The organism is Paenibacillus sp. GYB003 (assembly GCF_036577625.1).
In the GTDB taxonomy this organism is placed as follows: Bacteria; Bacillota; Bacilli; order Paenibacillales; family NBRC-103111; genus Paenibacillus_AB.
Map to the genome: position 1 here is coordinate 21,835 of NZ_JARBDC010000055.1, position 25,099 is coordinate 46,933.

22 protein-coding genes are annotated in these 25,099 nt (G+C 56.0%); all 22 read left to right on the top strand.

Annotated elements, in window-relative coordinates; genetic code table 11:
• Positions 1-6: 6 nt before the first annotated feature.
• Positions 7-465: an NADH-quinone oxidoreductase subunit NuoI gene (gene nuoI / locus PV407_RS18400; protein WP_332091412.1), complete on the top strand. Its 459-nt coding sequence runs from the start codon at positions 7-9 to the stop codon at positions 463-465.
• A complete protein-coding gene (locus PV407_RS18405; protein WP_332091413.1) occupies positions 455-979 on the top strand; it encodes an NADH-quinone oxidoreductase subunit J in 525 nt (174 codons plus the stop codon). Before nuoI ends, PV407_RS18405 begins: the two co-directional genes overlap by 11 nt.
• A gap of 1 nt (position 980) precedes the next feature.
• Entirely contained in the window at positions 981-1,292 is a 312-nt protein-coding gene (gene nuoK / locus PV407_RS18410; RefSeq protein ID WP_332091414.1) for an NADH-quinone oxidoreductase subunit NuoK, read from the top strand.
• Positions 1,293-1,307: 15 nt separating this feature from the next.
• Complete coding sequence (gene nuoL, locus PV407_RS18415) at positions 1,308-3,191, top strand: NADH-quinone oxidoreductase subunit L (protein ID WP_332091415.1); 1,884 nt, start codon at positions 1,308-1,310, stop codon at positions 3,189-3,191.
• Entirely contained in the window at positions 3,181-4,815 is a 1,635-nt protein-coding gene (locus PV407_RS18420; protein WP_332091416.1) for a complex I subunit 4 family protein, read from the top strand. Before nuoL ends, PV407_RS18420 begins: the two co-directional genes overlap by 11 nt.
• Positions 4,816-4,819: 4 nt before the next feature.
• A complete protein-coding gene (locus tag PV407_RS18425; protein ID WP_332091417.1) occupies positions 4,820-6,361 on the top strand; it encodes an NADH-quinone oxidoreductase subunit N in 1,542 nt (513 codons plus the stop codon).
• 203 nt (positions 6,362-6,564) lie between these two features.
• On the top strand, positions 6,565-9,342 hold the full coding sequence (locus PV407_RS18430) for a S8 family serine peptidase (protein ID WP_332091418.1): 2,778 nt from the start codon (positions 6,565-6,567) through the stop codon (positions 9,340-9,342).
• Between the two features lie 44 nt (positions 9,343-9,386).
• Positions 9,387-9,638, top strand: coding sequence for a DUF1146 family protein (locus PV407_RS18435; RefSeq protein WP_332091419.1), 252 nt, complete (start codon positions 9,387-9,389; stop codon positions 9,636-9,638).
• Positions 9,639-10,025: 387 nt separating this feature from the next.
• Entirely contained in the window at positions 10,026-11,351 is a 1,326-nt protein-coding gene (gene murA / locus PV407_RS18440; RefSeq protein ID WP_332091420.1) for a UDP-N-acetylglucosamine 1-carboxyvinyltransferase, read from the top strand.
• 166 nt (positions 11,352-11,517) lie between these two features.
• Positions 11,518-12,549, top strand: a complete 1,032-nt coding sequence (spoIID, locus tag PV407_RS18445; protein WP_332091421.1) for a stage II sporulation protein D — start codon at positions 11,518-11,520, stop codon at positions 12,547-12,549.
• A 112-nt stretch (positions 12,550-12,661) separates the two neighbouring features.
• Entirely contained in the window at positions 12,662-13,387 is a 726-nt protein-coding gene (locus PV407_RS18450; RefSeq protein ID WP_332091422.1) for a M23 family metallopeptidase, read from the top strand.
• A gap of 243 nt (positions 13,388-13,630) precedes the next feature.
• Positions 13,631-13,918, top strand: coding sequence for a sporulation transcriptional regulator SpoIIID (gene spoIIID, locus PV407_RS18455; protein WP_120749516.1), 288 nt, complete (start codon positions 13,631-13,633; stop codon positions 13,916-13,918).
• Between the two features lie 245 nt (positions 13,919-14,163).
• Positions 14,164-15,165, top strand: a complete 1,002-nt coding sequence (locus PV407_RS18460) for a rod shape-determining protein (protein ID WP_332091423.1) — start codon at positions 14,164-14,166, stop codon at positions 15,163-15,165.
• Positions 15,166-15,235: 70 nt separating this feature from the next.
• Positions 15,236-16,132 carry a flagellar hook-basal body protein gene (locus tag PV407_RS18465; RefSeq protein ID WP_332091424.1) on the top strand — a complete coding sequence of 299 codons (897 nt, stop codon included), beginning with the start codon at positions 15,236-15,238 and terminating at the stop codon, positions 16,130-16,132.
• An 11-nt stretch (positions 16,133-16,143) separates the two neighbouring features.
• The gene (locus tag PV407_RS18470; protein WP_332091425.1) at positions 16,144-17,016 is read left to right on the top strand and encodes a flagellar hook-basal body protein; all 873 of its coding nucleotides are present in this window, start codon (positions 16,144-16,146) and stop codon (positions 17,014-17,016) included.
• A 24-nt stretch (positions 17,017-17,040) separates the two neighbouring features.
• Positions 17,041-17,319, top strand: coding sequence for a DNA-directed RNA polymerase subunit beta (locus PV407_RS18475; protein WP_332091426.1), 279 nt, complete (start codon positions 17,041-17,043; stop codon positions 17,317-17,319).
• Positions 17,320-17,496: 177 nt separating this feature from the next.
• Positions 17,497-18,027: a CDP-alcohol phosphatidyltransferase family protein gene (locus PV407_RS18480; RefSeq protein ID WP_332091427.1), complete on the top strand. Its 531-nt coding sequence runs from the start codon at positions 17,497-17,499 to the stop codon at positions 18,025-18,027.
• 154 nt (positions 18,028-18,181) lie between these two features.
• Positions 18,182-18,607: a 3-hydroxyacyl-ACP dehydratase FabZ gene (gene fabZ / locus PV407_RS18485; protein ID WP_332091428.1), complete on the top strand. Its 426-nt coding sequence runs from the start codon at positions 18,182-18,184 to the stop codon at positions 18,605-18,607.
• Between the two features lie 49 nt (positions 18,608-18,656).
• Complete coding sequence (locus tag PV407_RS18490) at positions 18,657-20,369, top strand: phospho-sugar mutase (protein ID WP_332091429.1); 1,713 nt, start codon at positions 18,657-18,659, stop codon at positions 20,367-20,369.
• Positions 20,370-20,484: 115 nt separating this feature from the next.
• Complete coding sequence (locus tag PV407_RS18495; RefSeq protein ID WP_332091430.1) at positions 20,485-22,521, top strand: DUF5693 family protein; 2,037 nt, start codon at positions 20,485-20,487, stop codon at positions 22,519-22,521.
• Positions 22,506-23,612: a polysaccharide pyruvyl transferase CsaB gene (gene csaB / locus PV407_RS18500; protein WP_332091431.1), complete on the top strand. Its 1,107-nt coding sequence runs from the start codon at positions 22,506-22,508 to the stop codon at positions 23,610-23,612. Before PV407_RS18495 ends, csaB begins: the two co-directional genes overlap by 16 nt.
• A gap of 230 nt (positions 23,613-23,842) precedes the next feature.
• Entirely contained in the window at positions 23,843-24,928 is a 1,086-nt protein-coding gene (locus PV407_RS18505; protein WP_332091432.1) for an MraY family glycosyltransferase, read from the top strand.
• Positions 24,929-25,099: the final 171 nt, after the last annotated feature.

Consider the following 25,099-nt stretch of genomic DNA (forward strand, 5'->3'; position numbering starts at 1 on the left):
AGCCATATGAAAGGGATTGTGAAAGGACTCGGGCTCACGTTTAAAACGATGCTGCAAAAAAAGGTCACCTACGCATACCCGGACGTTCCGCTCGAGATGCCCGACCGGTTTCGCGGCATTCAGCATTTCGATCCGGAAAAGTGCATCGTCTGCAATCAATGCGCGAGAATTTGCCCGACCGACTGCATCACCTTGACCGGGAAAAAAAATCCCGATCCGGAAAGCAAAATGAAGCTCGTCATCGACACGTTCGATATTAATTTCGAAATATGCATCCTGTGCGACTTCTGCACCGAAGTTTGCCCGACGGAAGCGATCGTCATGACGAACAATTTCGAGCTGAGCACATACAGCCGGGACGATTTATTCAAAAATTTGCAATGGCTGCACGAAAACAACACGAACGTGCGCAAAGAAAATAATTTGGCTGCGCCCAAGGGAGGAGCCAAAAAAGATGCTGGCTAATATCGCGGACTTTTTCTCGAGCGGCGCCAACCTGATCTTTTTCGTATTCGCCTTGTTCGCGATCGGCGGGGCGATCTTTATGATCAGCTTCACGAAAGTCGTCTCCATGGTCGTCTCGGTGGCCGTCACGTTTCTGAGCCTGGCCGGTCTTTACGTGCTGCTGGAAGCGGAATTTCTGGCCATGTCGCAAGTGCTCATTTACGCGGGCGGCATCTCGATCCTGATGATATTCGGCATTATGATGACCCGGCACGATAGCGAGGAGCAGGATATGAGACGTCCGTGGCAATCGGCGCTGCTCTGGATCGGCATATTGGGACTGTTCGGCATCTTGTTCTACGTATTCCAACAAACGTCGTTCCCGCAGGCCGAATTTAAGGCGCCGGAAGACAATACGCTCGAGATCGGCAAGCTGCTGTTCAGCGCACACGTCATACCGTTCGAGCTGATGTCGCTGCTGCTCACCGTAGCGTTTATCGGGGCGATCGTGCTCGCGAAGAGGGAGGAAGAATAGGATGAGCAATACGATTCTGCCTTACTTGACGCTCGGGGCGATTTTGTTTTGCGTGGGCTTGTACGGCGCGTTGACCAAGAAAAACGCGGTAATCGTGCTGCTGTCGATTGAGCTGATGCTGAATGCGGCGAATTTGAATTTGGTCGCATTTTCCAAATTCGGCGTCGTTCCGTCGCTGAAGGGCCAAATTTTCTCGCTGTTCAACATGACGGTGGCCGCGGCGGAGGTGGCGATCGGCATCGCGATCCTGATCGCGCTGTACCGGAACAAAGGGACGTCGAATGTGGACGACATGAACGAATTGAGGAAGTAAACGGGAGGGAAGAAGATGGAGGCGTTCGCACAAATCGCTTGGCTCATTCCGCTGTTTCCGTTGATCGCGTTCCTCGCTTCGCTCGCCGCAGGCCGCGGGGGGAAAAATGTCGGTCCTTACGTCGGCATTTTGGCAACGTTCGCGTCGTTCATCGTATCGGTGCTCGTGTTCGCGGAGCGGCTCGGAAGAGGTGCGCAGGATTATACGTGGAACTCGCTGGAATGGATCAAGCTCGGGAACTATTCGCTTGCGATGGGGTACGAGATCAACAATTTGAACGCGCTGATGTTGATCGTCGTGTCGCTCGTCAGCTTGCTGGTCAATATATACTCCAAAGAATATATGAAGGGCGACGAACGGATTTCCGTCTATTACGGCTACGTGGCGCTGTTTACGTTCGCGATGCTGGGCGTCGTCATGTCCGAAAATTTGCTGCAGCTTTATATTTTTTGGGAATTGGTCGGGCTCGGTTCGTTTCTGCTGATCGGCTTCTGGTATTATAAGCCGGAGGCGAAGGCCGCCGCCAAAAAAGCGTTCGTGATTACGAGAATCGGCGACGTCGGCTTGTTTTTGGCCATTCTGCTGTTGTTTTGGCATATGCCGGGCCATTCGCTCGATTTCACGAACATTCACAACGCGTTCGCCGAAGGCAAAATATCCGGCGGCACGGCCACGCTGATCGCGCTGCTCATCTTCGTCGGAGCGGTCGGCAAATCCGGCCAATTTCCGCTCCATACGTGGCTCCCCGACGCGATGGAAGGCCCGACGCCGATCAGCGCGCTCATTCACGCGGCGACGATGGTCGCGGCCGGGGTTTACCTGGTGGCGCGGACGTTCGATATTTTCCAAGCGTCTCCGGCGGCGCTCGATACGGTTGCTTATGTCGGCGCCTTCACGGCTATTTTCGCGGCGACGATCGGGGTTGCGCAAAACGACATCAAACGGATTCTCGCTTATTCGACGGTGAGCCAGCTCGGCTATATGATGATGGCGCTCGGCGTGAGCGCCACCGTGTCGGCGGGCATGTTCCATTTGTTCACCCACGCTTTCTTCAAAGCGCTGCTGTTCCTTGCGGCCGGCAGTGTCATTCACGCCGTACATACGCAAAACATCCGCGAAATGGGCGGCCTGTCGTCGAAAATGAAAATCACGACATGGACGTTCGCGATCGGAGCGCTGGCGCTGTCGGGCATTCCGCCGTTTTCGGGCTTTTGGTCCAAAGACGCGATTTTGTCGGAAGCTTACGCCGGCGGTCATATCGTTTTGTTCGTCGTGGGGCTGATCGCCGCTTTCTTTACGGCGTTTTACATGTCCCGCTTGTTTTTCCTCGTCTTCACGGGCAAGCCGCGGGGCGAGCATCACGGACACGCGCACGAATCTCCGCCCGTTATGACCGTACCGCTGCTTATTTTGGCCGTTCTTGCGGTCGTATCCGGCTTTGCGATGACTCCGTTCAACGGCTGGTTCGGCGAATGGCTGACCGGACATGCGCCGGAGGAGCATAGCGCGAGCCTCGTCATGGTGCTGTCGACGGTCGTCGGTTTGCTCGGAATCGGACTCGGGTACCGGATGTACGGCGGCAGCCGGGCGGCCGGCGCCGTTTCGGCCGGCGGCGGGTCCTGGTTGTACCGGCTCGTCAACCGCAAATATTACATCGACGAGCTGTACGACGTCGTTTTCGTCAAGCCGCTCAAAGCGCTGGGCTCCGCCTTGACCGCATTCGATCGCAACGTGGTGGACGGAATCGTGCGGTTGTGCGCGGAAGCCGTCACCGGATTGGGGCGGCTCGGATCGCGCATGCAGAACGGGCAAGTGCAAACGTACGGCCTCGTCATGCTGCTCTGCCTCGTGGCGTTAACCTTGGTGTTTGTCGGGAGGAGGTTATGGAATGTTTGGTAGTTGGCCCATCCTGTCGACAATCGCTTTTTCTCCGCTGCTCGGCATCGTCGCGCTGCTGTTTATCCCGAAGCATAAAGGCCGCGCCCTGAAAACGACGGCGATTGTCGCGACGTTCATTCCGCTCGTTCTCGCGGCGCTTCTGTACGCCGACTTTCAGCACGATACCGCGGACATGCAGTACAAAGAGGACGTAACCTGGATTCAGGTTCCGCTCAATAAGGAAGTCAGCCAAATTAACGAAGCGAAGGCGTTTTATTACGAGTTCGACTATACGATGGCGATCGACGGATTGTCGCTGCCGCTCGTCTTTTTGACCGCTCTCGTGACCGCGATGGCCGCATTGGCGTCGGTGCACGTGAAGAAGCGGTGGAAGTCGTTCTACATCTGGTTTTTGCTGCTGGAAATCGGCATGTTCGGCGTGTTTATGGCACGGGATTTATTCTTGTTCTTCTTGTTCTTCGAGCTGACGCTGATTCCGATGTTTTTCCTTATCGGCATATGGGGTTATACCGACAGGGAGAAGGCGGCGAACAAGTTTTTGATTTACAACGGCATCGGTTCGGCGATCATGCTGCTCGCCTTCTTCATCATCGTCAATACGGCGGGCTTCACGACGCAGACGAACGGCGACGTTACATCGTTTTTATACAGCGGCAATCTCGAAGTGATTACGAAAAATTTGTTCCAGGACGCATCGGCGTTCGTTCACGCCGGTTCGGACGCGTTTCCCGGCAATCCGTTCTATATGGGCGCGGGGATGAAGTGGACGCTGTTCCTGATGCTGCTGATCGCCTTCGGCATCAAGCTGCCGATCTTCCCGTTCCATACTTGGATGCTCGGCGTTCATACGGAAGCGAATCCGGCGGTCGTCATGATTCACTCGGGCATCCTGCTCAAGATGGGGGCGTACGGCTTGCTCAGCTTCGGAATTATGCTGTTTCCGGAGCAGGCAAAGGCGGCGGCTCTCGCCTTGGCGATACTCGGCGTCATCAACATTTTGTACGGCGCGATTCTCGCGTTTCGCCAAACCGAATTCAAGCTCATTTTGGCGTACTCCAGCATCAGCCATATGGGGATCGTGCTGCTCGGACTGGCGGCATTCAACGAAATCGGCCTGAAGGGCGCGATTTTCCAGCTCGTCTCGCACGGGCTGATCTCCGCGCTTATGTTCCTCTTGGTCGGGAGCTTGTACGAGCGGACGGAGACGACGGATATCCGCAAGCTGGGCGGTCTCGCCGCATCGCTCCCGTTTCTGTGCGGGTTTCTGATGCTGGCCGGGATGGCGTCGCTCGGGCTGCCGCTGCTGTCCGGGTTTATTAGCGAATTTTTGGCTTTCCTCGGCTTGTTCGAGCGGATGCCGGCCGTCGCCGTCATCGGCGCGCTGGGCATTATTTTTACCGCGGTGTACGTGCTGCGCGGGGTGATGCGGGTCAGCTACGGACCGATGGACGAAGCGTATCGGGGCGTTCGCGACGCCCGTTTGATCGAGGCGGTGCCGATGATCGCGCTGGGCGCGTTCATCATCTTGATCGGCGTCTATCCGGCGGTGCTGAGCGAGCCGATGCAGCAAACGGTGAGCGGAATCGACCAATGGATCCACAACATCGGGAAGGCGGGGGGATAAAGCCATGGATCAACTGGAGCGTTTGACGGCCGGCGATATCGCCCATCTGGCGCCGGAACTGTCCTTGGTCATTACAGCGGTCGTCCTGTCGCTGCTCGATCTGCTCATGCCGCGTTCGGTCAACCGTACGCTTCTCGGCTGGCTGGCGATCGTCGGAACGGCCGTGTCGGCCGCCTTCGTCATCGGCGATATATCCGCTCTGAACGTTTCGGGGGCGGAGAAGCCGGTAACGCCGGTCACGCTGCTCGGCGACAGCTGGCGAATCGACGATTTCGCGAACTTGTTCAAGCTGCTATTCCTGGCGGGAACGGCACTGATTCTGTTCATGAGCGTCGGCAACGTCAAAGAAGACGAAATTCCGCATACCGGCGAGTTTTACTATATGTTCCTTCCGGCTACGGTCGGCGCGATGGTGATGGCGTCCTCGGGCGACCTGATCACGCTGTTCGTCGGCCTGGAATTACTCAGCATTACTTCGTATGTCCTGGTCGGCATGCGCAAAAAGCGTTACGCCTCGAACGAAGGCGCGTTCAAATATGTCGTGACGGGCGGCATTTCGTCAGCCGTGATTTTGTACGGGATGTCGTTTCTGTACGGCATGTCCGGATCGACGAATTTGTCCAAAATCAACGAGGCCTTGGCGGACAATTACGCATCGTTCGAGCCGTTAATGTATGCCACCCTGTTTTTGCTGATCGCCGGGTTCGGCTTTAAAATCGCGGCGGCGCCGTTTCATATGTGGGCGCCGGACGTATACGAAGGCGCTCCGACGCAGGTGACCGCGTATTTGGCGGTCGTGTCCAAAGCGGCCGGGTTCGCCATCTCGTTTCGCGTCATTTATAGCTTGTTCGGTCAAGGCCGATTGCTGGAGCAGCCTATCCACGCGGACGCGTTTGCCGCGATCGCTATCGTCGCGGCGGCTGCAATGATCGTGGGCAACTTCGTCGCACTGCGCCAAACGAATATGAAGCGGCTGCTCGCATACTCGGGTATCGCGAACAGCGGTTACTTGCTCGTCCCGATCAGCACGCATTTCGGCATGGTTCATTATTCGAATTTTTCGGAGATGTTCTTTTACCTGATCGCGTACTTGTTCATGAATATCGGCGCTATCGCGGTGTTCGCGGTCGTAAGCGAATCGTCGAAGGACGAAACGGTAAGCTCGTTCGCCGGCTTGTACTACCGCGCTCCGGGATTGGCCATAGCGATGGTCATCCTGCTGCTGTCGCTTGCCGGGCTGCCCGTGACGGGCGGTTTTTTCGGGAAGCTGTACATCATGCTCGGCACGCTGCAAATGCACAGCTATTGGCTCGCCGCCGTCATTATCGGAACGAGCGTCGTTTCGTTCTACTACTATTTCGGCATCATCCGGCAAATGTTTATGCGTCAAGGCGCGAACGATGCGCCCGTCAAAGCCTCGCTTACGAGCGGCATTACGATATGGATTTGCGCGGCGGCCACGCTGCTTACCGGATTCTTCCCGCATGTGGTGCTCCGTTATATCGAAACGATGTTCAGCGTGCCGATCGATCTGTTCATGCATTGACGCGGTCGGCAAATCGCGAAGTCTCCCAGCCTTTCCGGATCGGAAAGGCTTTTTTTGTTTTTTGGCTTTATTTCCCGGGAGAGTTCACCGTTTCGACGGGTGGGCCTTTGGAACCTATTTTGATACAATGGAAAGGAAAGCCGGAACATGTGCCGAACATTATAAGTTCGGGTTAAATCGATAGGAAGCAAGAGGAACGTATCATGCGAAACGAACGGAAGCTGTACGCGTGGGTCGCACTCGTCGCGATATGGCTGACTGCGTTGAATATACACATCGGAAACGAAACGTCTTTTGCGGAAAGCTTCTCTGCGGGCTACGGAGGCGCGGCCCCGAAAGAGGCGGATTTGTCGTGGATCGTGAAATGGAACGGCGAGCCTTCGCCCGAATTTATCGCTTCCAGCGAAATCGTCCGGCCTTACGATTCGTCCGGAACGGTCGTAGCCAGACCGGCTGCGGGACGGAGAACGGACGCATGGCTGGCGCAGTGGGAACGTTCTCCGCAAGTAGGCTACATCGTGCCGAATCGCAAAGTGGGAATCGCAGCCGCAACGGCTAACGATCCGTTTTTAAGCAAGCAGACGTATTTGCAGCAAACGCGCACGATCGAGGCGTGGAACCAAGTCAACCGGAACGACTCCATCGTCATTGCGATCGTCGATACCGGCGTCGATCTCGAGCATCCCGACCTGAAAGCGAATCTCGTACCCGGCGTCAATCTCGTACAGCCGAAACAGCCGCCAAGCGACGATAACGGACACGGCACGAACGTGGCCGGCGTCATCGCGGGGATCGGCAATAACGGCAAAGGGGTTGCCGGAATGCTGTGGAAGGCGGGCATTATGCCGATCAAAGCGCTGGAGCAAAGCGGCCGGGGAGACGAGGACAAGCTTGGCGCCGGCATTCGATACGCCGTCGATCAAGGAGCCAAAATCGTTGTTCTGTCGGTCGGTCTGCTGCGAAACGACGCCTATTTGCAGGAGGTCGTCCAATACGCGGAAGATCACAACGTGCTGCTGATCGCCGCCAGCGGCAACGACGAAGGGCGCGTCATCCGTTATCCCGCCGCGTATCCGAGCGTTTTGGCCGTTGGCGGGGTCAAAGAGGACAATGGGATCGAAGAGCGGGCCAATTACGGTCCCGAGCTCGATCTTGTCGCTCCGTGGTCGGTATTTACCACGGCGGTGTCGGGAAAGTACGAATATCGCGAAGGCACGTCGATGGCGGCGCCGCAAGTAGCTGCCGCCGCGGCGATGATCTGGTCGAAATATCCGGACATGAAGGCGTACGAAGTCCGGAATTTGCTGCGGCAAACGGCCGAAGACATTGCCGAGCCGGGCTGGGACGAGCGAACGGGCTACGGCTTGTTGCGGGTCGATCGGGCGCTCGGCGAGACGTACCGCTCCGACATGTACGAGCCGAACAACAGCAGGGCGGAAGCGAAGCCGTACTCGATCAGCCGAATGATATCGGCCGAGCTGACGGGCGGCTCCGATATCGATTGGTTCTCGATCGAGGCGCCTTACGACGGAACGCTGACCTTGCACCTCGCTTCGGATCAGGCGGAGCCGTCGCCGGTGAGACTTACGCACGCCGGCAGTCTCGGTGTTTTCGCCTACCCGTTCGTCCCCGGAACGCCGCTTGAGCTGAACGTTCGCAAAGGGACGAACCGGATCGCGCTGCAGTTCGAGCAAAGCGGCGAAACCCGGAGTTGGACGTACCGGCTGTCGAACTCGTTCACCGTTTACCGGGATCCGTTCGAAGACAACGACCGGCAATATAAAGCGTTTAAGCTTCCCGCCCGAAGCCAGACGATCGTCGGGACGTTCGACCATGAAGCGGACGAGGATTGGTACTCCGTCACGTTCGAGCAGTCCGGCCTCGTTACGGTCAAAATGACGCCCGATACGAAGCGAATCGATCCGGTCCTTACGGTACAGAAGAAGGGCGAAAAGGCGAACACGATCGACGCGAACAATGACGGCGAACTCGAGACGTATACGTTCGAGGCTTTTCCGGGAACGTATTATATAAAAGCCAGCAAGCTGCTTGCCGATCCGACCATCGGCGAATATGCGCTCGAGCTCCGTTACGAGCCCCAATATATCGACCCGAACGAGCCGAACGACAAGCCGTACCAGGCAACGGTCGTCAGCTTCGATACGACGTACGAGGGCGTATTCGATCGCCCCGGGGACGTCGATAATTTTAAATTTACGTTGGCCGAGCGCAGCGTCGTCCGATTGGCGGTGACCGATATACCGGAAGGCCGCAACGTCAGCGCGACGATCCAAAGCGGCGGCACGGGCGAAGTCGCCAAAACGTTGAACGTGCCGGGAGCAAGCCGCGTCGACTTGACGGTTCCGCTGGACCCGGGCTCCTATACGATCCGTTTGGAAGCGGATCAACCTTTTCAAGACCGCATGTACAAGCTGCTCGTCCATGCCGACGTCATGGTCGGGGATTATATCGATATCGCCGGCCATTGGGCGCAGGATGCGATCGGGGAGCTGTCCGATCGGGGCATCGTGGCAGGTTACGGGAATTTCCGGTTCGAGCCGGACCGCACGATATCCCGAGCCGAGGCGGTAACGTTGATCGTGAAAGCGTTCGGATACGTGAAAAAACGGAACGTGACGTTCCCGGACGTTCCCGCCGATCATTGGTCGTATGAGGCCGTATCGAAGGCCGTTCAAGCCGGGATCGTCCAAGGCTATCCGAACGGAACGTTCGGCCCGGACGGTTCGCTCAGCCGTGTCGAAATGGCGTCGTTATTCGCCAAGGCGCTCGGCATAAACGGCAAATTGCGCGGCGACATTCCGTTCGCCGACATCGATTCGGATTATTGGGCGCTTCCCATTTTGAAGCAGATGAGCGCGGAAGGATGGTTAACCGGCTACGACGACGGTACGTTCCGGCCGGATCGGCCTACGACCCGCGCCGAATTCGCCGTTTTGCTGCGCCAGGTTTTGGATCGGTGATCGAAACGAATTCGCGATGGTTGAAATCGTAGGAGGATGAAGAGATGGACGCTTCCGACGCAATGGAATATTCGCTCGGCCTTACGGGTCTCGTATCGATTTTGGTCGTTCTGCTCAGCATCGCATTGTCCTGGTGGGCGCTGCAGCAATTTCGTTTCGATCTGTTTCTGAAGCAGCCGAAAAGCGCGCCGGCGAAAATGCTGCAGGTGCTGCTGTCCGTCGTGCTCGGTTACCAGGTAGCGCGCTTCGTGCTCGATTATTTCAATTGGTCGCAGCTGCTGAAAGGGATGTTTTAGCGGAAGCGGGCGGCTCCGATCCGATCGAAAAGAGTTGCCCGGGAATAACATTGTCGGATGTTGTCAACAATGGTAATACGAATGATGGTTTCCGAAAAATCATCGGGGATGAATGTTCGGTGTTATATCGAAAAATCATCCGGGGATGAATGTTCGGTAATATATCGAAAAAATCATCCGGGAAAACGATGAATTTTCGCGAATATCCGAAAATGATTCCGAAAACGAGAAGCGGCTACGAAACCTATAGCTGGAGCGCGCCTGGGCAACCACGATTTAACAGTTGTCATGCCGATAGCCCTGATGCTACACTGAACGCTGGGCGTTCGAGGCTTTTCCCATGCTACGGCGTCGCATACCGCTTCACAAACGCGGAGGGGGAACAAGATGAGCAAAATAATCGTCCGCGGTGGCAAACGATTGTCGGGAAGAGTCAAAATCAGCGGAGCCAAAAACGCCGTATTGCCGATCATAGCGGCATCGCTGCTGGCTTCGGAAGGAGAAAGCGTCATCCACGACGCGCCTCCTTTGGACGATGTCATGACGATCAGTCACGTGCTCAAGTCATTGGGCGTACGCGTACAGTACCATAATGAGACGATTCGAGTAAACGCGGAGCATATCTCAACGTGCGAAGCCCCGTACGAATGGGTCCGCAAAATGAGGGCGTCGTTCCTCGTCATGGGACCGCTGCTCGCCCGTCAAGGCTATTCGCGCATTTCGTTGCCCGGCGGCTGCGCGATCGGAACGCGTCCGATCGACCAGCATTTGAAAGGCTTCGAGGCGATGGGCGCGGACATCGAGCTCGGTCAAGGCTATATCGAGGCCCGGGTCAAAGGGAAGCTGAAGGGCGCCAAAATTTATTTGGACGTAGCCAGCGTGGGCGCGACCGAAAACATTATGATGGCCGCCACCTTGGCCAGCGGGACGACTTTGATCGAGAATGCGGCGCGCGAGCCGGAAATCGTCGATTTGGCCAACTATTTGAACGCGATGGGAGCCCGCATTCGCGGAGCCGGAACGGGCGTCATCCGGATCGACGGGGTCGAAAGTCTGCGCGGGACAGTACATACGGTAATACCGGACCGGATCGAAGCCGGGACGTTCATGATCGCGGCGGCCATTTCGGGAAGCTCGCTATTCATCGAAGGAGCGATTGCAGACCATTTAAGGCCGGTCATTTCGAAAATGCAGGAAATGGGCGTCACGATCGATGAGGACGAAAACGGTCTTCACGTTTCGATGGACCGTCCGCTCCGCGCCGTCGACGTGAAGACGCTGCCTTATCCGGGCTTTCCGACCGATATGCAATCGCAAATGATGGCGCTGCTGACCGTATCGGACGGTACGGGCATCGTAACGGAAACGGTGTTCGAAAACCGGTTTATGCACGTCGAGCAGTTTTGCCAAATGCAGGCGCAAATTAAAGTGGACGGACGTACCGCCGTCGTCAGCGGCAATGCGAAGCTGCGCGGGGCGAAAGTGTGCGCCACCGACTTGCGTGCCGGAGCCGCCTTGATTCTCGCGGCGCTTGCCGCCGACGGCGAAACGGAAATTACCGGCGTTCACCATATCGATCGGGGCTATGTCGACATCGAGCGAAAGCTTCGCGAGCTCGGAGCGGATATTCGCCGCGTCGAACCGGCCGAGGAAGTCGAACCGGCGGTGAACCACGAAATGAAAATTTTTACGGTACAGCCGACATGGGCATAACGGACCTACAGACATCCAGCGCATAACCGGATTCGCTTGCAAAAAAGCGAGTCCGGTTTTCTTTGTTTCGGCCCGGCTTTCGCGTTCTAGACTCTCTTTCCTTCTCATAGGATGAAAGTAAGATCCGCTAGAGACGCTCCGCGCTCTATCACAGATGGAGGGACCGATGAGAAACCGCACATTCGCACAGCCCTGGATGCCCGCCGCCGCCGTACTTGCCGCCATACTGGCGGTCACTTTGCTCATCCCCGGCATTCTAGTAAAACGGATGGGAACCGACGCCGTCCGGTCTCCCGAGCCGTCCGGAGCCGAAGCGGCGCAGCAGGCCAAGACGCTGCTGATCCCGGTCTACTTGACCCGGGAGCAGAAGGTGGAGCAGGTGCCGCTAGAAACGTACGTCCGCAACGTCGTCGCGGCGGAAATGCCCGCGCAGTTCGAGCTGGAAGCGCTGAAGGCGCAAGCGATCGCCTCCAGGACGTATATCGTGAAACGATGGATGGAGGGCGATTCGTCGCAAGTGCCCGTCGAGGGGGCGCTCGTGACCGATACGGTCGCGCATCAAGCTTACGTGACGGAGGAACAGATGAAGCGCAATTGGGGGGACGCCGAATACGCCGCGCGTCTGGACAAGCTGAACCGGGCGGTGAACGAAACGGCCGGCGTCGTCGCCACATACGGGCATAAGCCGATTCAAGCGTCTTTTTTTTCCACCAGCAACGGGTATACCGAAAACGCGGAGGACTACTGGCGGGATTTCGTCCCGTACTTGCGCAGCGTGCCGAGTCCGTGGGATAAGCAGCTGTCTCCGAAATATACGGCCAAAGCGACGTTCACGCTGCAGCAGTTCGCGAGCCGCCTCGGCATCGCTTCCGCATCGGCCCTGACGAAGAACGGGGCCATCCAAGTGCAGGCGACGACGGAAGGCCATCGCATCAAGACGATCTCGATCGCCGGCAAAACGTTTACCGGGCGCGAAGTCAGAGAAAAGCTGGAGCTGAACTCCTCGCAGTTTACGTGGAAGATTAGCGGCTCGACGATCGAACTGACGACGTACGGCTACGGACACGGCGTCGGCATGAGCCAATGGGGAGCGAACGGCATGGCGAAGGAAGGCAAGTCGGCGGCCGATATTATCAAATATTACTATCAGGGAGTTTCATTGGAAGACGTATCGGCGATCGTCAAACCGAAAGTATAGAGCAGGTTCCGAAAGACGGCGGAAGCGACGTGCGGATGCCGCTTTTAAATTCTATCACCTCACGTATAAAACCTATCGAACTGGCAACAATGGTGACTGAGGTGATATAACTATGAATGATCAAAACCAAGAAAAAGAGTTGCAGACGGGAGAAAACGCTCCAAAATCGACCGATGGAGCCAAAACGACTTCCGGCTGGAAAAGACTGCTCGCAAAAAAATGGGTGTTTCCGGCGACCTACATGGCAGCAGCGGCAATTATCCTAACGTTAATGTGGGTCTACACGGACTCGGGCGTGAAAAACTTGTCCGAAACCGAGACCGGTTCTGACAAGACGCAGACCGTCACCGACGCCACGAACAAACCGGATGCGCTAGCCGTTCAAGGAACTGCCGAAACGATGCAATGGCCGGTCAAAGATCAGGACGAAGCGGAAATGGTGCTGCACTACTTCGACAGCAACGCTTCGAGCGAAGTGCGCCAAGCCGCGATGATCGAGTACGGCGACACGTTGACGCCGCACGTGGGCGTTGACTTCGCCCGCGAGGACGACAAACCGTTCGACGTCGTAGCCGCGATGAGCGGTAAAGTCACGCGAGTCGAAACGGATCCGGTCGTCGGCCAGCTGCTCGAAATTACGCACAGCGACGGCACCGTCACGATTTACCAAAGTCTCGCCGACGTTAAAGTGGCGAAAGACGTGCAAGTGAAAAAAGGCGACGTGATCGCGACCGCCGGCCGCAACGAATTGGAGAAAGATTTGGGCACCCACGTTCATTTCGAAATTCGCCAAAACGGCGCGCCGGTCAATCCGGAATCGCTCATCGGCAAAAAGTAAAGCTGCATAAAGAACGCAAGCGTACCGAAGCAGAAGGGAATCCTTCTGCTTTTTCTTTGTGCCGGAGCCGCTTTGAAGCGGGCGTTCGCGTTCGCGGCGGAGCGGCTTCGTGTTTCGGGGTTATTTGGCCTTCTTTTGCAAAAATAATTGAACAGGCAAGCTTGTCAGGCTTGGAAACAAAGAATATATGGCCCTGCCCCTCATATACTGTACCAAACCAACTCGAGTAGGGAGGCGAGGGGCGTGCACGATTACATCAAAGAGCGTACGATCAAGATTGGTCGCAGTCTTGTGGAAACGAGACAAACGGTCCGCACGATTGCCAAGGAATTCGGAGTATCGAAAAGTACGGTTCATAAAGATTTGACGGAGCGACTGCCCGAGATCAACCCGGAATTGGCGAACCAGGTGAAACTGATTTTGGAATATCATAAGTCGATCCGTCATTTAAGGGGAGGAGAAGCGACCAAAGTCAAATATAAGCGTACCCGCCAGCAAAAACCGGCCGACCATCTTGTGACCGCGCGATAGCGGCGGTCGATTCAGCCATGCGAATCGCCCCTCTCCAAGAGGCGTGCCCGCTCGGCAAGCTTTGTCGAGCGCTTTTACGAAATATCGCGCAATCCGCCATATTTTGAAAAAAGGGATTTTGAAAAAGTTGTCGAATTAAGTATACTTATGTGTATGAAGGTATAGAACGGATCGTACGCCCGCGGATGGAGCACTTCGTTCGGCGCGGCAGGCATTGTTCCGTTATGCTCCCGGGAGGATGTAGGATGTTTAGCAAAGACATAGGAATCGATTTGGGTACGGCCAATGTTCTCATTCACGTCAAAGGGCGGGGTGTCGTTCTGGATGAGCCGTCAGTCGTGGCGATTGAAAGCGAGACCAAACGGGTTCTCGCCGTCGGCGAAGAAGCGCATCGGATGGTCGGCCGCACACCCGGCAATATTGTGGCCATTCGCCCTTTGAAGGATGGAGTTATTGCCGATTTTGAAATTACCGAGCTGATGCTCAAGCATTTCATTATGAAAATCGGCGGCAAACGTTGGTACTCGCACCCGCGAATCCTCATTTGCGCCCCAGCCAACATTACTTCCGTGGAGCAAAAGGCGATTCGCGAAGCGGCGGAACGCAGCGGCGCCAGAGAAGTGTATTTGGAAGAAGAACCGAAGGCAGCGGCGATCGGGGCTGGAATGGACATATTCCAGCCTAGCGGCAATATGGTTGTCGACATCGGCGGAGGCACTACGGATGTAGCCGTGTTATCCATGGGCGACATCGTAACCTCCTCTTCCATTAAAGTCGCGGGGGACAAGTTCGACGCCGCGATCATGAAATATATCAAGTCGAAGTACAAGCTGCTGATCGGGGAGCGGACTTCGGAAGATATTAAAATCAAGATCGGAACCGTCTATTCCGACTTGCGCAAGGAAGAAATGGACATTCGCGGCCGAGACATGGTGTCCGGTTTGCCGCTTACGGTGACGATCCGTTCCGACGAAGTGAAGGAAGCGCTCTGGGAAACGGTCTCCTCGATCGTGCAGGCGGCGAAAGTCGTCCTGGAGCGTACGCCTCCGGAATTGTCGGCCGATATTATCGACCGCGGCGTTATTTTGACCGGCGGCGGGGCGCTGCTGCACGGCATCGACCAGCTGCTGGCGGACGAGCTCCGGGTACCGGTGCTTATCGCCGACCATCCGATGAGCTGCGTCGTTCGCGGGACCGGCATTATGCTGGACAATTTGGATAAAGTGACGAAGCAAAAATTCGGGTAACCGTTTCTACATAGATGTAAGACTGACGAAGCCGGCTTTTTTCTTCGAAAAAAGCTCTCAGGAGGTCCCCATGCTCAGAGGACTATACACCGCCACCGCCGGCATGCTGTCGCAGCAGCGCAAGCACGACACCATCACGAACAATATCGCCAACATCAACACGCCCGGCTTCAAGCAAAGCCGCGCGGTTTCCCGTTCTTTCCCGGAAATGCTCATCGGGCTTCTCGAGGGCAAGCCCGGGATGGAGGTGCCGAACACCGGCCGGTTGAACACGGGCGTATTGGCGGAAGAGGCGCTGACGATCAACGTGCAGGGCGAGCTTCGCGAGACGAACAATCCGTTCGATTTCGCCGTCGTTTCCGACATTCAAGTGCCCGGACTCGTATTCGACGGAGGCAAAACGATAACGGCGGACGGACAGCGTATTTTTCAGCCGCAGGCGTTTTTTACGGTCGCGAACGAAGCCGGCGACGAGCGGTTTACGCGCAACGGCAAATTCAGCGTAACGGAGCAGGGCGAGCTGGTGACCGCCGAAGGGTTCCGCGTGCTCGGGGAAAACCGGCAGCCGATCGTGCTGCTCGACCCGGCTACGCAAATTCCGATTACGAACGTAACGGTAAGCAAAAACGGGCAGCTGCTCGACTCCTTGAACGGACAAGCCTTGCTGGACGCGGGGGGCAATCCGATCCGCATGCTGATTTCCCGCATCGACAATCCGATGCGGATGATTCCGGAAGGGATGGGCTTATTCCGTCTCGGCGACGGCGACGAAGGGCTGGTTCAGCCGATCGCCGCCACGGATCGGGTCGAAGTGAAGCAAGGATTCGTGGAAACGTCCAATGTCGATCCGACGCAAGCGATGGTCGATTTGATGTCCGCCTCCCGCATGTACGAGGCGAATCAAAAAGTGATCCAGGCTTACGACAAAAGCATGGAAAAAGCCGTGAACGAAATCGGCAGAGTGTAGAGAGGTAACCCATGAACCATTCGATGATCAATTCGCTCGTTTCCATGCAAGGGCTTCAGCAAAAGCTGGATATCGTCGCGAATAATATGGCGAACCTGAACACGACCGGCTACAAACGGAAAGACGCGTCTTTTCACGATGTACTGACGACGACGATGCGCCAGCCCGGAACCTTCGAGCAGGTCGGCCGATTGTCGCCGCTCGGGCTGACGCAAGGCTGGGGAGCCAAGCTGAGCCAAATTCAGACGATCCTGGCGCAAGGATCGCTGAAGCAAACGGACCGGCCGACCGATTTGGCGATCGAAGGCGACGCCCTGTTCGAAGTGATCGTCCCTTCCGTGGACGGCGCCGGACAGCCCGTTCAGCAAACCGCATGGACGCGTGACGGGGCGTTTTCGCTTAAAGCGCAGCCGGACGATCCGGACAACGTCTATTTGACGACGCAGGAAGGGCATCTCGTCCTCGGAACGGACGATTTGCCGATCAGAGTGCCGAACCATTCGCGGATTAAAGTCGAAACGAACGGCGCCATAACCGCATATAGCGAACTCGATCCGACGCAGCCTCCCGTCACGGTCGGAGCCTTGAAGCTCGTTCAAGTCGTACGCCCGCAATTGCTGCAAAATCGGGGCGATAACTTATATTCGCTGCCGGAAACGATCGATCCCGCGCTCGGCGACGTGCTGCGCGTCGTCGCTTTCGACGCGGCCAATCCCGAAGCCGCCAAAGTCAAAGTGCAGCAAGGCTTTTTGGAGCAATCGAACGTTAACATGACGGAAGAAATGACGGAGCTGATGATGACGCAGCGGGCGTTTCAGTTGAACGCCAAAGCGCTCGCCTCGGCCGATACGATGATGTCTCTGGCCAATTCTCTTCGAGGCTAATTTGATGTGGAGGTGGCCTGCCCCGTGCTCGATCAAGACACCCGTGTAGTTCCGCAAGTGAAAGCTGAGGCCGAGAAGCAGGCGAAGCCGCAAACGAAAGAGAAGCCGAAGCGGAAGCCCAGGAGACGATGGGTCAACATTTTGTTTCGAATCCTTCGAGCCTTGCTCGTTCCGGCTTTATGCGTCGCCGCGCTGCTCGTCGGTTTATGCTTCGGGTACGTGTATTTAGGTCACCGGGAAGTCGGTGACATTTGGCAATGGGCGACTTGGCAGCATTTATTCGATCTCGTCTTCGGAAGCTGAACCGCCCAAGTCAAATGTGTCAAGCTTCGTTTTCCCGGTATTCGTTCCAATAAAAAAAACGCCCGTTCCACCGCTGATCGGGCGCCGTCCGCAGCTCCCCGATCGGGGAGTTTTATTTTTACCTTAACAACGGTATAATGGTTAGGTGTGGAAGTACGATCCGGGGGAGAGAAACGGGTGAATTTGCCAAATCTTTTGACGTTATGTCGATTTGGGTTGATCCCGATATACGTCGTCTTTTTCGCCACGAATCATCTCAAGACGGCATTTTTGATCGTCGTTTTGGCAGGAGCGACCGATATATTGGACGGCTATTTGGCCCGGACGCGGGGACAAATTACGCAGGTGGGCGTGATGCTCGATCCGCTTGCCGACAAATGCATGATGCTTACGGTCATCATCTCGCTGCTCGTTTCCGGCATGATTCCCTGGCTGGTGGCGGTTGCCATGTTTATCCGCGATGCCGGCATGATCGTCGGGTCCGCCTTTTTTCATTTTCGCGGCAAGCAAACCGTGCCCGCCAACAGTATGGGCAAGCTGACGACCGTCCTGTATTATTTTGCCTTTTTATTTATTTTTTTTGATTTTTCGTTTGCGATTCCATATTTGTGGTTCGTCGTCGGCGTCTCGTTCGTCACTTCGATCATTTATATCGTTTTGTTTCTCGGCTTGAACCGGAAAGAACGTTCGGTCGATTCCAAATCGTAAAAAGGAGCATAAGCGCCTGGACGACATTCGGGGTCCGTGCGCCTATGCCCCCTTATATCAACCTCCGCTACTGCAGGTCGCGAAGGGACATTTACTAGTCTAAGTTAACCGCAATCATTTTATACAATTGGCGCGGAAAGGGGCCGAATTTGTTATGGACATTACGCAAATTCAAGAAACGATACCTCATCGCTATCCGTTTTTGCTCGTGGATCGCATTTTGGACATACAAGAAGGGGTTCGGGCCGTCGGCTTGAAAAACGTGACGATCAACGAGCCGTTTTTTAACGGCCATTTTCCCGGGTATCCGGTTATGCCGGGCGTATTGATCGCGGAAGCGCTCGCCCAGGTGGCCGCCGTCGCGATGCTCAGCTCGGAAGGCAACCGCGGCAAGATCGGCTTGCTTGCCGGAATCGACGGGTTCCGCTTCCGGGATCAGGTGAAGCCGGGCGATACGCTTCTATTGGAAATGGAAATTACGCGAATGAAAGGGACGATCGGCAAAGGCCGCGGCGTTGCGAAAGTCGGCGAGAAAATCGTTGCCGAAGGCGAATTGATGTTTGCTCTGGCCAATCCGTAAGAAACCCCGCCAATCGGGGGCCATTACATTTTGAGATCGGGAGAGATGAATGTTGAGTCTTGAGCATGCGCTGACCCAATATAAGCTGTGGTTGAACGATCCGCTGATCGACGAGCAGACGAAGAGCGAGCTTTTATCGCTGCAAGGCAATGAGAAAGAGCTGGAGGACCGGTTTTACCGGGACCTCGAGTTCGGGACGGGCGGCTTGCGCGGCGTCATCGGCGCCGGAACGAATCGGATGAACCGGTATACGGTAGCCAAAGCGACGCAAGGGCTCGCGCAGTTCGTGAGCAAACAGGCCGATGGCCGCCGGCCGTCGGTCGCGATCGCTTACGATTCGCGGAACCAGTCGCCGGAGTTCGCCCTTGAAGCCGCCCTGGTGCTGGCCGGCAACGGGGTCAAAGCTTACGTGTTCGAATCGCTGCGGCCGACGCCCGAGCTTTCTTTTGCGGTCCGCCATCTCGGCTCCTCCGGCGGCATCGTCATAACCGCCAGCCATAATCCGCCGGAATATAACGGATATAAAGTGTACGGCAAAGACGGCGGACAGCTCGTCCCCCGCGACGCCGAGCAAGTGCTTGCGGAAATCGGTACGGTCGCTTCGCTCGCGCAAGTGCGCCGGGTCAGCCGAGAGGAGGCGGAAGCGTCCGGGCTGCTCCAGTGGATCGGCGCGGATATCGACGAAGCCTTCGTTCAAGCGGTGTCGGGCGTCAGCCTGCATCCGGACGTCGTAAAAAAGGTCAGCGACCGGTTTCATATTTTATATACGCCGCTTCACGGCGCGGGCAATCGTTCGGTACGCGCCGTGTTGGAGCGGATCGGTTTTGGCAACGTCCACGTCGTTCCCGAGCAGGAGCAGCCGGATCCGCAGTTTTCGACGGTAAAATCGCCGAATCCGGAAGAGCGCGAAGCGTTTACGATCGCGTTGTCGATGGCCCGGCAGACGAACGCCGACATCATTATCGGCACCGATCCCGATTGCGACCGGATGGGCGCCGTCGTACAGAACGATACGGGCGAATTCGTCGTGCTGAACGGCAATCAGTCGGGCGCGATCATGGCCTATTACGTGCTGGACGGCTTGAAGCGACGCGGAGAGCTCCCGGATAACGGCGTGCTCGTCAAAACGATCGTCACGAGCGAGATGGGCGCGGTGATCGCGGAAAGCTTCGGCGTCCGCGTTATGAATACGCTCACCGGCTTTAAATATATCGGCGAAAAAATGACCGAATTCGAGCAAACGGGACAATACCGCTTTTTGTTCGGCTACGAGGAAAGCTACGGCTATTTGGCCGGCACGTATTGCCGGGATAAGGACGCGGTTCTCGCATCGATGCTTATTTGCGAAGCGGCCGCCTATTACAAAAACGAAGGCAAGACGCTGTACGACGTTTTGCAGGAGTTGTACCGCACCTACGGCTACTTCCGAGAGCAGTTGGAGTCCCGCACGATGAAGGGCAAGGACGGGCTCGAAAAAATCGGCGGCATTATGGAAGATTGGCGCAGCAATCCTCCGGCTGCCGTTGCGGACGTCCCGGTCGTTCGCGTGCAGGATTATTTGCACGGCATCGACGGGCTTCCGGCGGAAAACGTGCTCAAATATACGCTCGCGGACGATTCCTGGTTTTGCCTCCGTCCGTCCGGGACCGAGCCGAAAATCAAAATGTATTTCGCCGTCCGCGGCTCTTCGGAAGAAGAAGCGGGAGCCCGACTCGACCGGCTTCGCGCCGCGGTCATGTCCAGAGTCGATCAATTTCAATAAAATCGAAGGAGACGCCTCTTCGAACGGTGCGCCCGCTCCGCACGGACCCGGCGCGCCGCTTCGAAGAGGTTTTCCGGGTTTGCTCGCATCGCCCGACACGACATGGAAGTAAGGAGTGAATGGTTTGCTTCAGCGGTATTTATCGGTGAACGACAAGGCAAGGAAATGGCTTTGGTGGCTCGTGGTGCTCGGTTTGATCGTTTCTTTGCCGCTTGTTTACAAACGGGGCGAGACGGAACGGTCCACGAAAAACGTCGAAATCGTGTTCGATTATCGCGATTTGCTCGAAGCTTCGGCTTATCGGCCGAATCCCGAAGCCTACGTGCAGGAAAAGCTGAAAATGTTGAAAGATGCCGGGGTCGGCACCATGTCGGTGTACGAAAGCTCGTTGGAAGAGCTGAAAAACAGCCGGCGCATTCAAGTCTATACGCCGCAGGAATATTCGCTTTTGACCGGCAAGCCGCTGACGCCGGGGGAAAACTATACGTATTTGCTGTTTACGTCGACGGAGTCGCGGGACAAGCTTCAACCGATTATCGAGAAAACGTACCGGGACCGGCTGAAGGCGAACGTCAGTTCCTGGTCGTACAACAATCGGCCGGGGCTTATCATCAACCTGCCTTACGAAGAGGCGAACACGAAGCCGATGGAGCCGGACCCGATAACGATGGACATGCTGCAGGACCAGGGCTTCCGTCTCGTCGCGCGGCTGTCGAACCGGATGCAGCCGTATACCGAAGAAGAGCTGGAAGGACTGCTGAAAAAACTCAGCTCGCGCAACATCAAGCGCATCGTTTTCGACGGAAATGCGGTCACCGGCTATGACGAAGATCCGGCCAAAAATCATGTTCGCGAAACGGCCGATTTGTTGAAGAAGTACAAAATGGGCACCGCCGTTATCGACCGATTGAAGGCGCCGCAGAAAGGGTTCACCGTCTCGTTTGCGGAGCGGCTCGAATACAATATCGTCCGGCTGTTCCCGCTTTACGATACCGAAGTGAATTTGAAACCGGAGCTTATCGAAGACAAGCTCGTTCTCGCCGTCAAGGACCGCAATTTGCGCATGCTGTTTCTGAACACGAAAGCGGCCAAAGACCTGGACAAAGGGTTCGTCAACGATTACTTGGACAATATCGTGAAAAGCTTGACCGGTTCGGAGGAGGACGGCTCCGAAGGCGCGATTTCGCGAATCGAACGTCTTGGGTATGATCTTGGCGAGGCGCATGCGTTTGTCGCATACGGGGAAACGCTCGACTGGTTGAAGCCGATTTTGCTCGTAGCCGCCACGGCATTGGTTGCGCTGGCGATCGGATTGTTCGTTCCGGCGCTCACCACGATCGCGTTCGTCGTCGGTGCGGTCGGAGCGCTCGGACTGTACGTTCTGAACAGCTCCATTTCGCTGCAGGCGATGGCGTTTTTCGTCGGCGTATGCGCGCCGACCTTATCCACGGTATTGGCGATCCGTTACCTTCGCGAGCGCCGAGGACTTGCGAACGGAAACGGCTGGGTACGCGCGACGGCCGTGTTCCTCGGCACATCGCTGCTGACGGTTGCGGGCGTGGTTTACGTAGTCGCCTTGCTTAGCGGAATTTCGTACTATTTGGTGCTCGAACAGTTCCGCGGAGTAGCGCTGCTGCATCTGCTTCCGATCGCGCTGGTCGGGGTGTACGCGCTGTTGTTTGCGGAATCGCATAAACCGGCCGACATAATCGCCCGGCTGCGATCCATTTTGTTCGCCAAAATTACCGTCGTTTGGGTCGTTCTCGCCGCCGTCTTCGGCGGAGTCATCTATTATTATTTGACGCGTACGGGCAACGAAGGACAAGCCTCGCAGATGGAGAAGCTGATCCGGACTTATTTGGAAAACGGACTTGGCGTTCGCCCCCGGTTCAAAGAGTTCGTGTTCGCACATCCGTTGTTTATATTGGCCGCTTATTTGTTCATGCGGTATAAGAACGCGATCTATTTGTTCGTCGGCGCCGTCATGGGACAGCTGTCGATCATCGATACGTTTGCGCATCTGCATACGCCGCTTTACATTTCGTTAATCCGGATCGGCCTTGGCATTGCCTTCGGCATCGTCATCAGCCTGATCTATGTTGCCGTTTGGGAGCTGCTTGCGAAGGGATGGCGAAGATGGGCACCGAAGTAAAACGGATCGTATTGTCCGGCTATTACGGTTTCGGCAACAGCGGAGACGAAGCGGTGCTGCAGTCGATTTTGATCGCGCTTCGGGAAGAGGGAGAGCGGCAGGGCGTGAAAGTGGAGCCGGTCGTTCTCTCGATACGCCCGGAACAGACGGCGGCAATGTACGGTGTAGAGACGGCGCACCGGATGCGTTTCGCCGAGGTGTCGAGGGCTTTGCGCGAATGCGACGGCTTGATCAGCGGCGGCGGCAGCTTGCTGCAGGATGCGACGGGGATCAAGACGATTCCGTATTATTTGGCCGTTTTGGCGATGGCGCAGTTTTATCGAAAACCTACATTTATATATGCGCAAGGAATCGGTCCGGTTCGGCGCCCTCTATTTTACCCGTTCATACGAACGATATTTAATAAGTGCCGCTATATATCGGTGCGGGACGACGAGTCGGCCGCTCTCCTTTCCCGAATGGGTATCGACCGCAGTCGGATCGAAGTCGTGCCCGATCCGGTAATGGGGCTCGACTTAAAGGAAGGGACGTTTCGCAGCAATCGTTCGCGCCCCGTCGTCGGCGTATCGGTCCGCTTCTGGAATAAGGATCGGTCGGAGCTGGACGGCATTGCCGCATCGCTTCGCTTGATCGCCGAACAGCGGCCGGTTTCGATCCGGCTGCTTCCGTTTCATTTGCCCGACGACACCGACGCTTCCCGGTACGTGATCGATCGAGTCGGTTCTTTGCCGGGCGGGTCGGACATAGGAATAAAAGAAGAGGCCGTCCATCCGCAGCAAATGCTGGCGGAAGTGAACGATTGCGATTTGCTTATCGGCATGCGCCTTCATTCGCTTATTTACGCGGCTACCCGCCATGTGCCGCTAATCGGCATCTCTTACGATCCGAAGATCGACCAGTTTCTCCATCGGCTCGGCCTTACCGTGGCGGCATCGACGGAACGATTCGACCCGGACGTCGTGGCGCGCGAAGCACTGCATTATTTGGACGACCCCGAAGGCTGGAGGCAAGAGACTAATAACGCGATCGGCCGCCTCCAAAAACAAGCCCGTCAGCCGGCGCAACAAATCGTCTCGACCTGCGCATACTAAACGACAGAGGCAAACGCTAGCCCAGCGAAGATACGCCGAGCTAGCGGCATTCGGCCCCGTGAGAATGTCCCATTAGTTCGAATACTTCCATGAAATCAGCCTATTAACCGCTTTTTTTGCATGATTTTCGCTGTGGAGTTTCCTTGCGATTCGGAGTATAATGGGTCCGTTGGTCTCTTGTGTGTAACCGTAAGGGATCGGCATACAGAGATGGGGGTGGGGAAAGTCGGATGGAGTTTGTATACTACGGCATCGGTTTTTTGGCAGCATGCGTTTTAGCCGTCATCCTGACACCTGCGGTAAAAAAGTTTGCCTTCTTTGCAGGGGCGGTCGATAAGCCGAACCAGCGCAAAGTACATACGCGCATTATGCCGCGATTGGGCGGCTTGGCCGTATTTTTGGCATTCGTCGGAGCTTTTTTCGTCATCGCGCCGATGGCGGATGCGCTCAATTGGAAAGTCGCGACCGCCCTGCTGATCGGGAGCTCGCTCATCGTATTGGTCGGGGCGCTGGACGATAGATTCGACCTGTCGCCGAAGACAAAGCTGCTTGTGGAGCTTGTTGCGGCGCTTGTCATCGTGTTTTACGGAGATATTCAGATCGATTTGGTCAACTTGCCGTTCGGCGATGCGTTCGAGACGAAATGGCTCAGCGCGCCGCTCACGATTTTCTGGATCGTCGGCGTAACGAATGCGGTCAATTTGATCGACGGATTGGACGGCCTTGCGGCCGGCGTATCCGGGATTGCCAACGCGACGATGCTCGTGATGGCGATTATGATGGGCAACGTTACCGTTATTTTGTTTAGCGCACTGCTGCTCGGCAGCATCGTCGGCTTTCTGTTTTACAACTTTCATCCCGCCAAAATTTTTATGGGCGATTCGGGCGCTCTGTTTCTCGGCTTTTGCCTGGCTACTTTGTCGGTGCTCGGCTTCAAGCAAGCGACGCTCGTCTCGTTTATCGTACCGGTTCTTATCCTCGGCGTTCCTCTGTCGGATACGTTTTTCGCCATCGTACGACGCAAGCTGAATAAAATGCCGATTTCGGTTGCGGACAAAAACCATTTGCACCATTGCTTGCTGCAGATGGGATTGGGCCATCGCAATACGGTGCTCGTCATTTACGGCGTCTCCGTCTTTTTCGGGCTTTGCGCCATTTTGCTTTCGCAAACGTCGCAATGGGTGACGCTCGTCTTGATCGCGGTCATTTTAATCGTACTGCAAGTCGGGGCGGAAGCGATCGGCATCGTCGGCAAAAGCAAGCGTCCGGTTCTGAACTTGTTTTTGCGAGCCCGGTCCAAAAACGTAACGAAATAATACGAAAGACCCAAAAGCCGAATCCCGCGATCGCGGGATTTTTTTGTTGCCTTCTTTTCCTTAGGAAATCTATTAAATTTCGGCTTGTTTTGACCGATAACAAAACTACGAGACTCTTTTTTCGGGGCGATCCCGACCGCCTCCACAGGAAATGAGCACCTATAGAGAAAG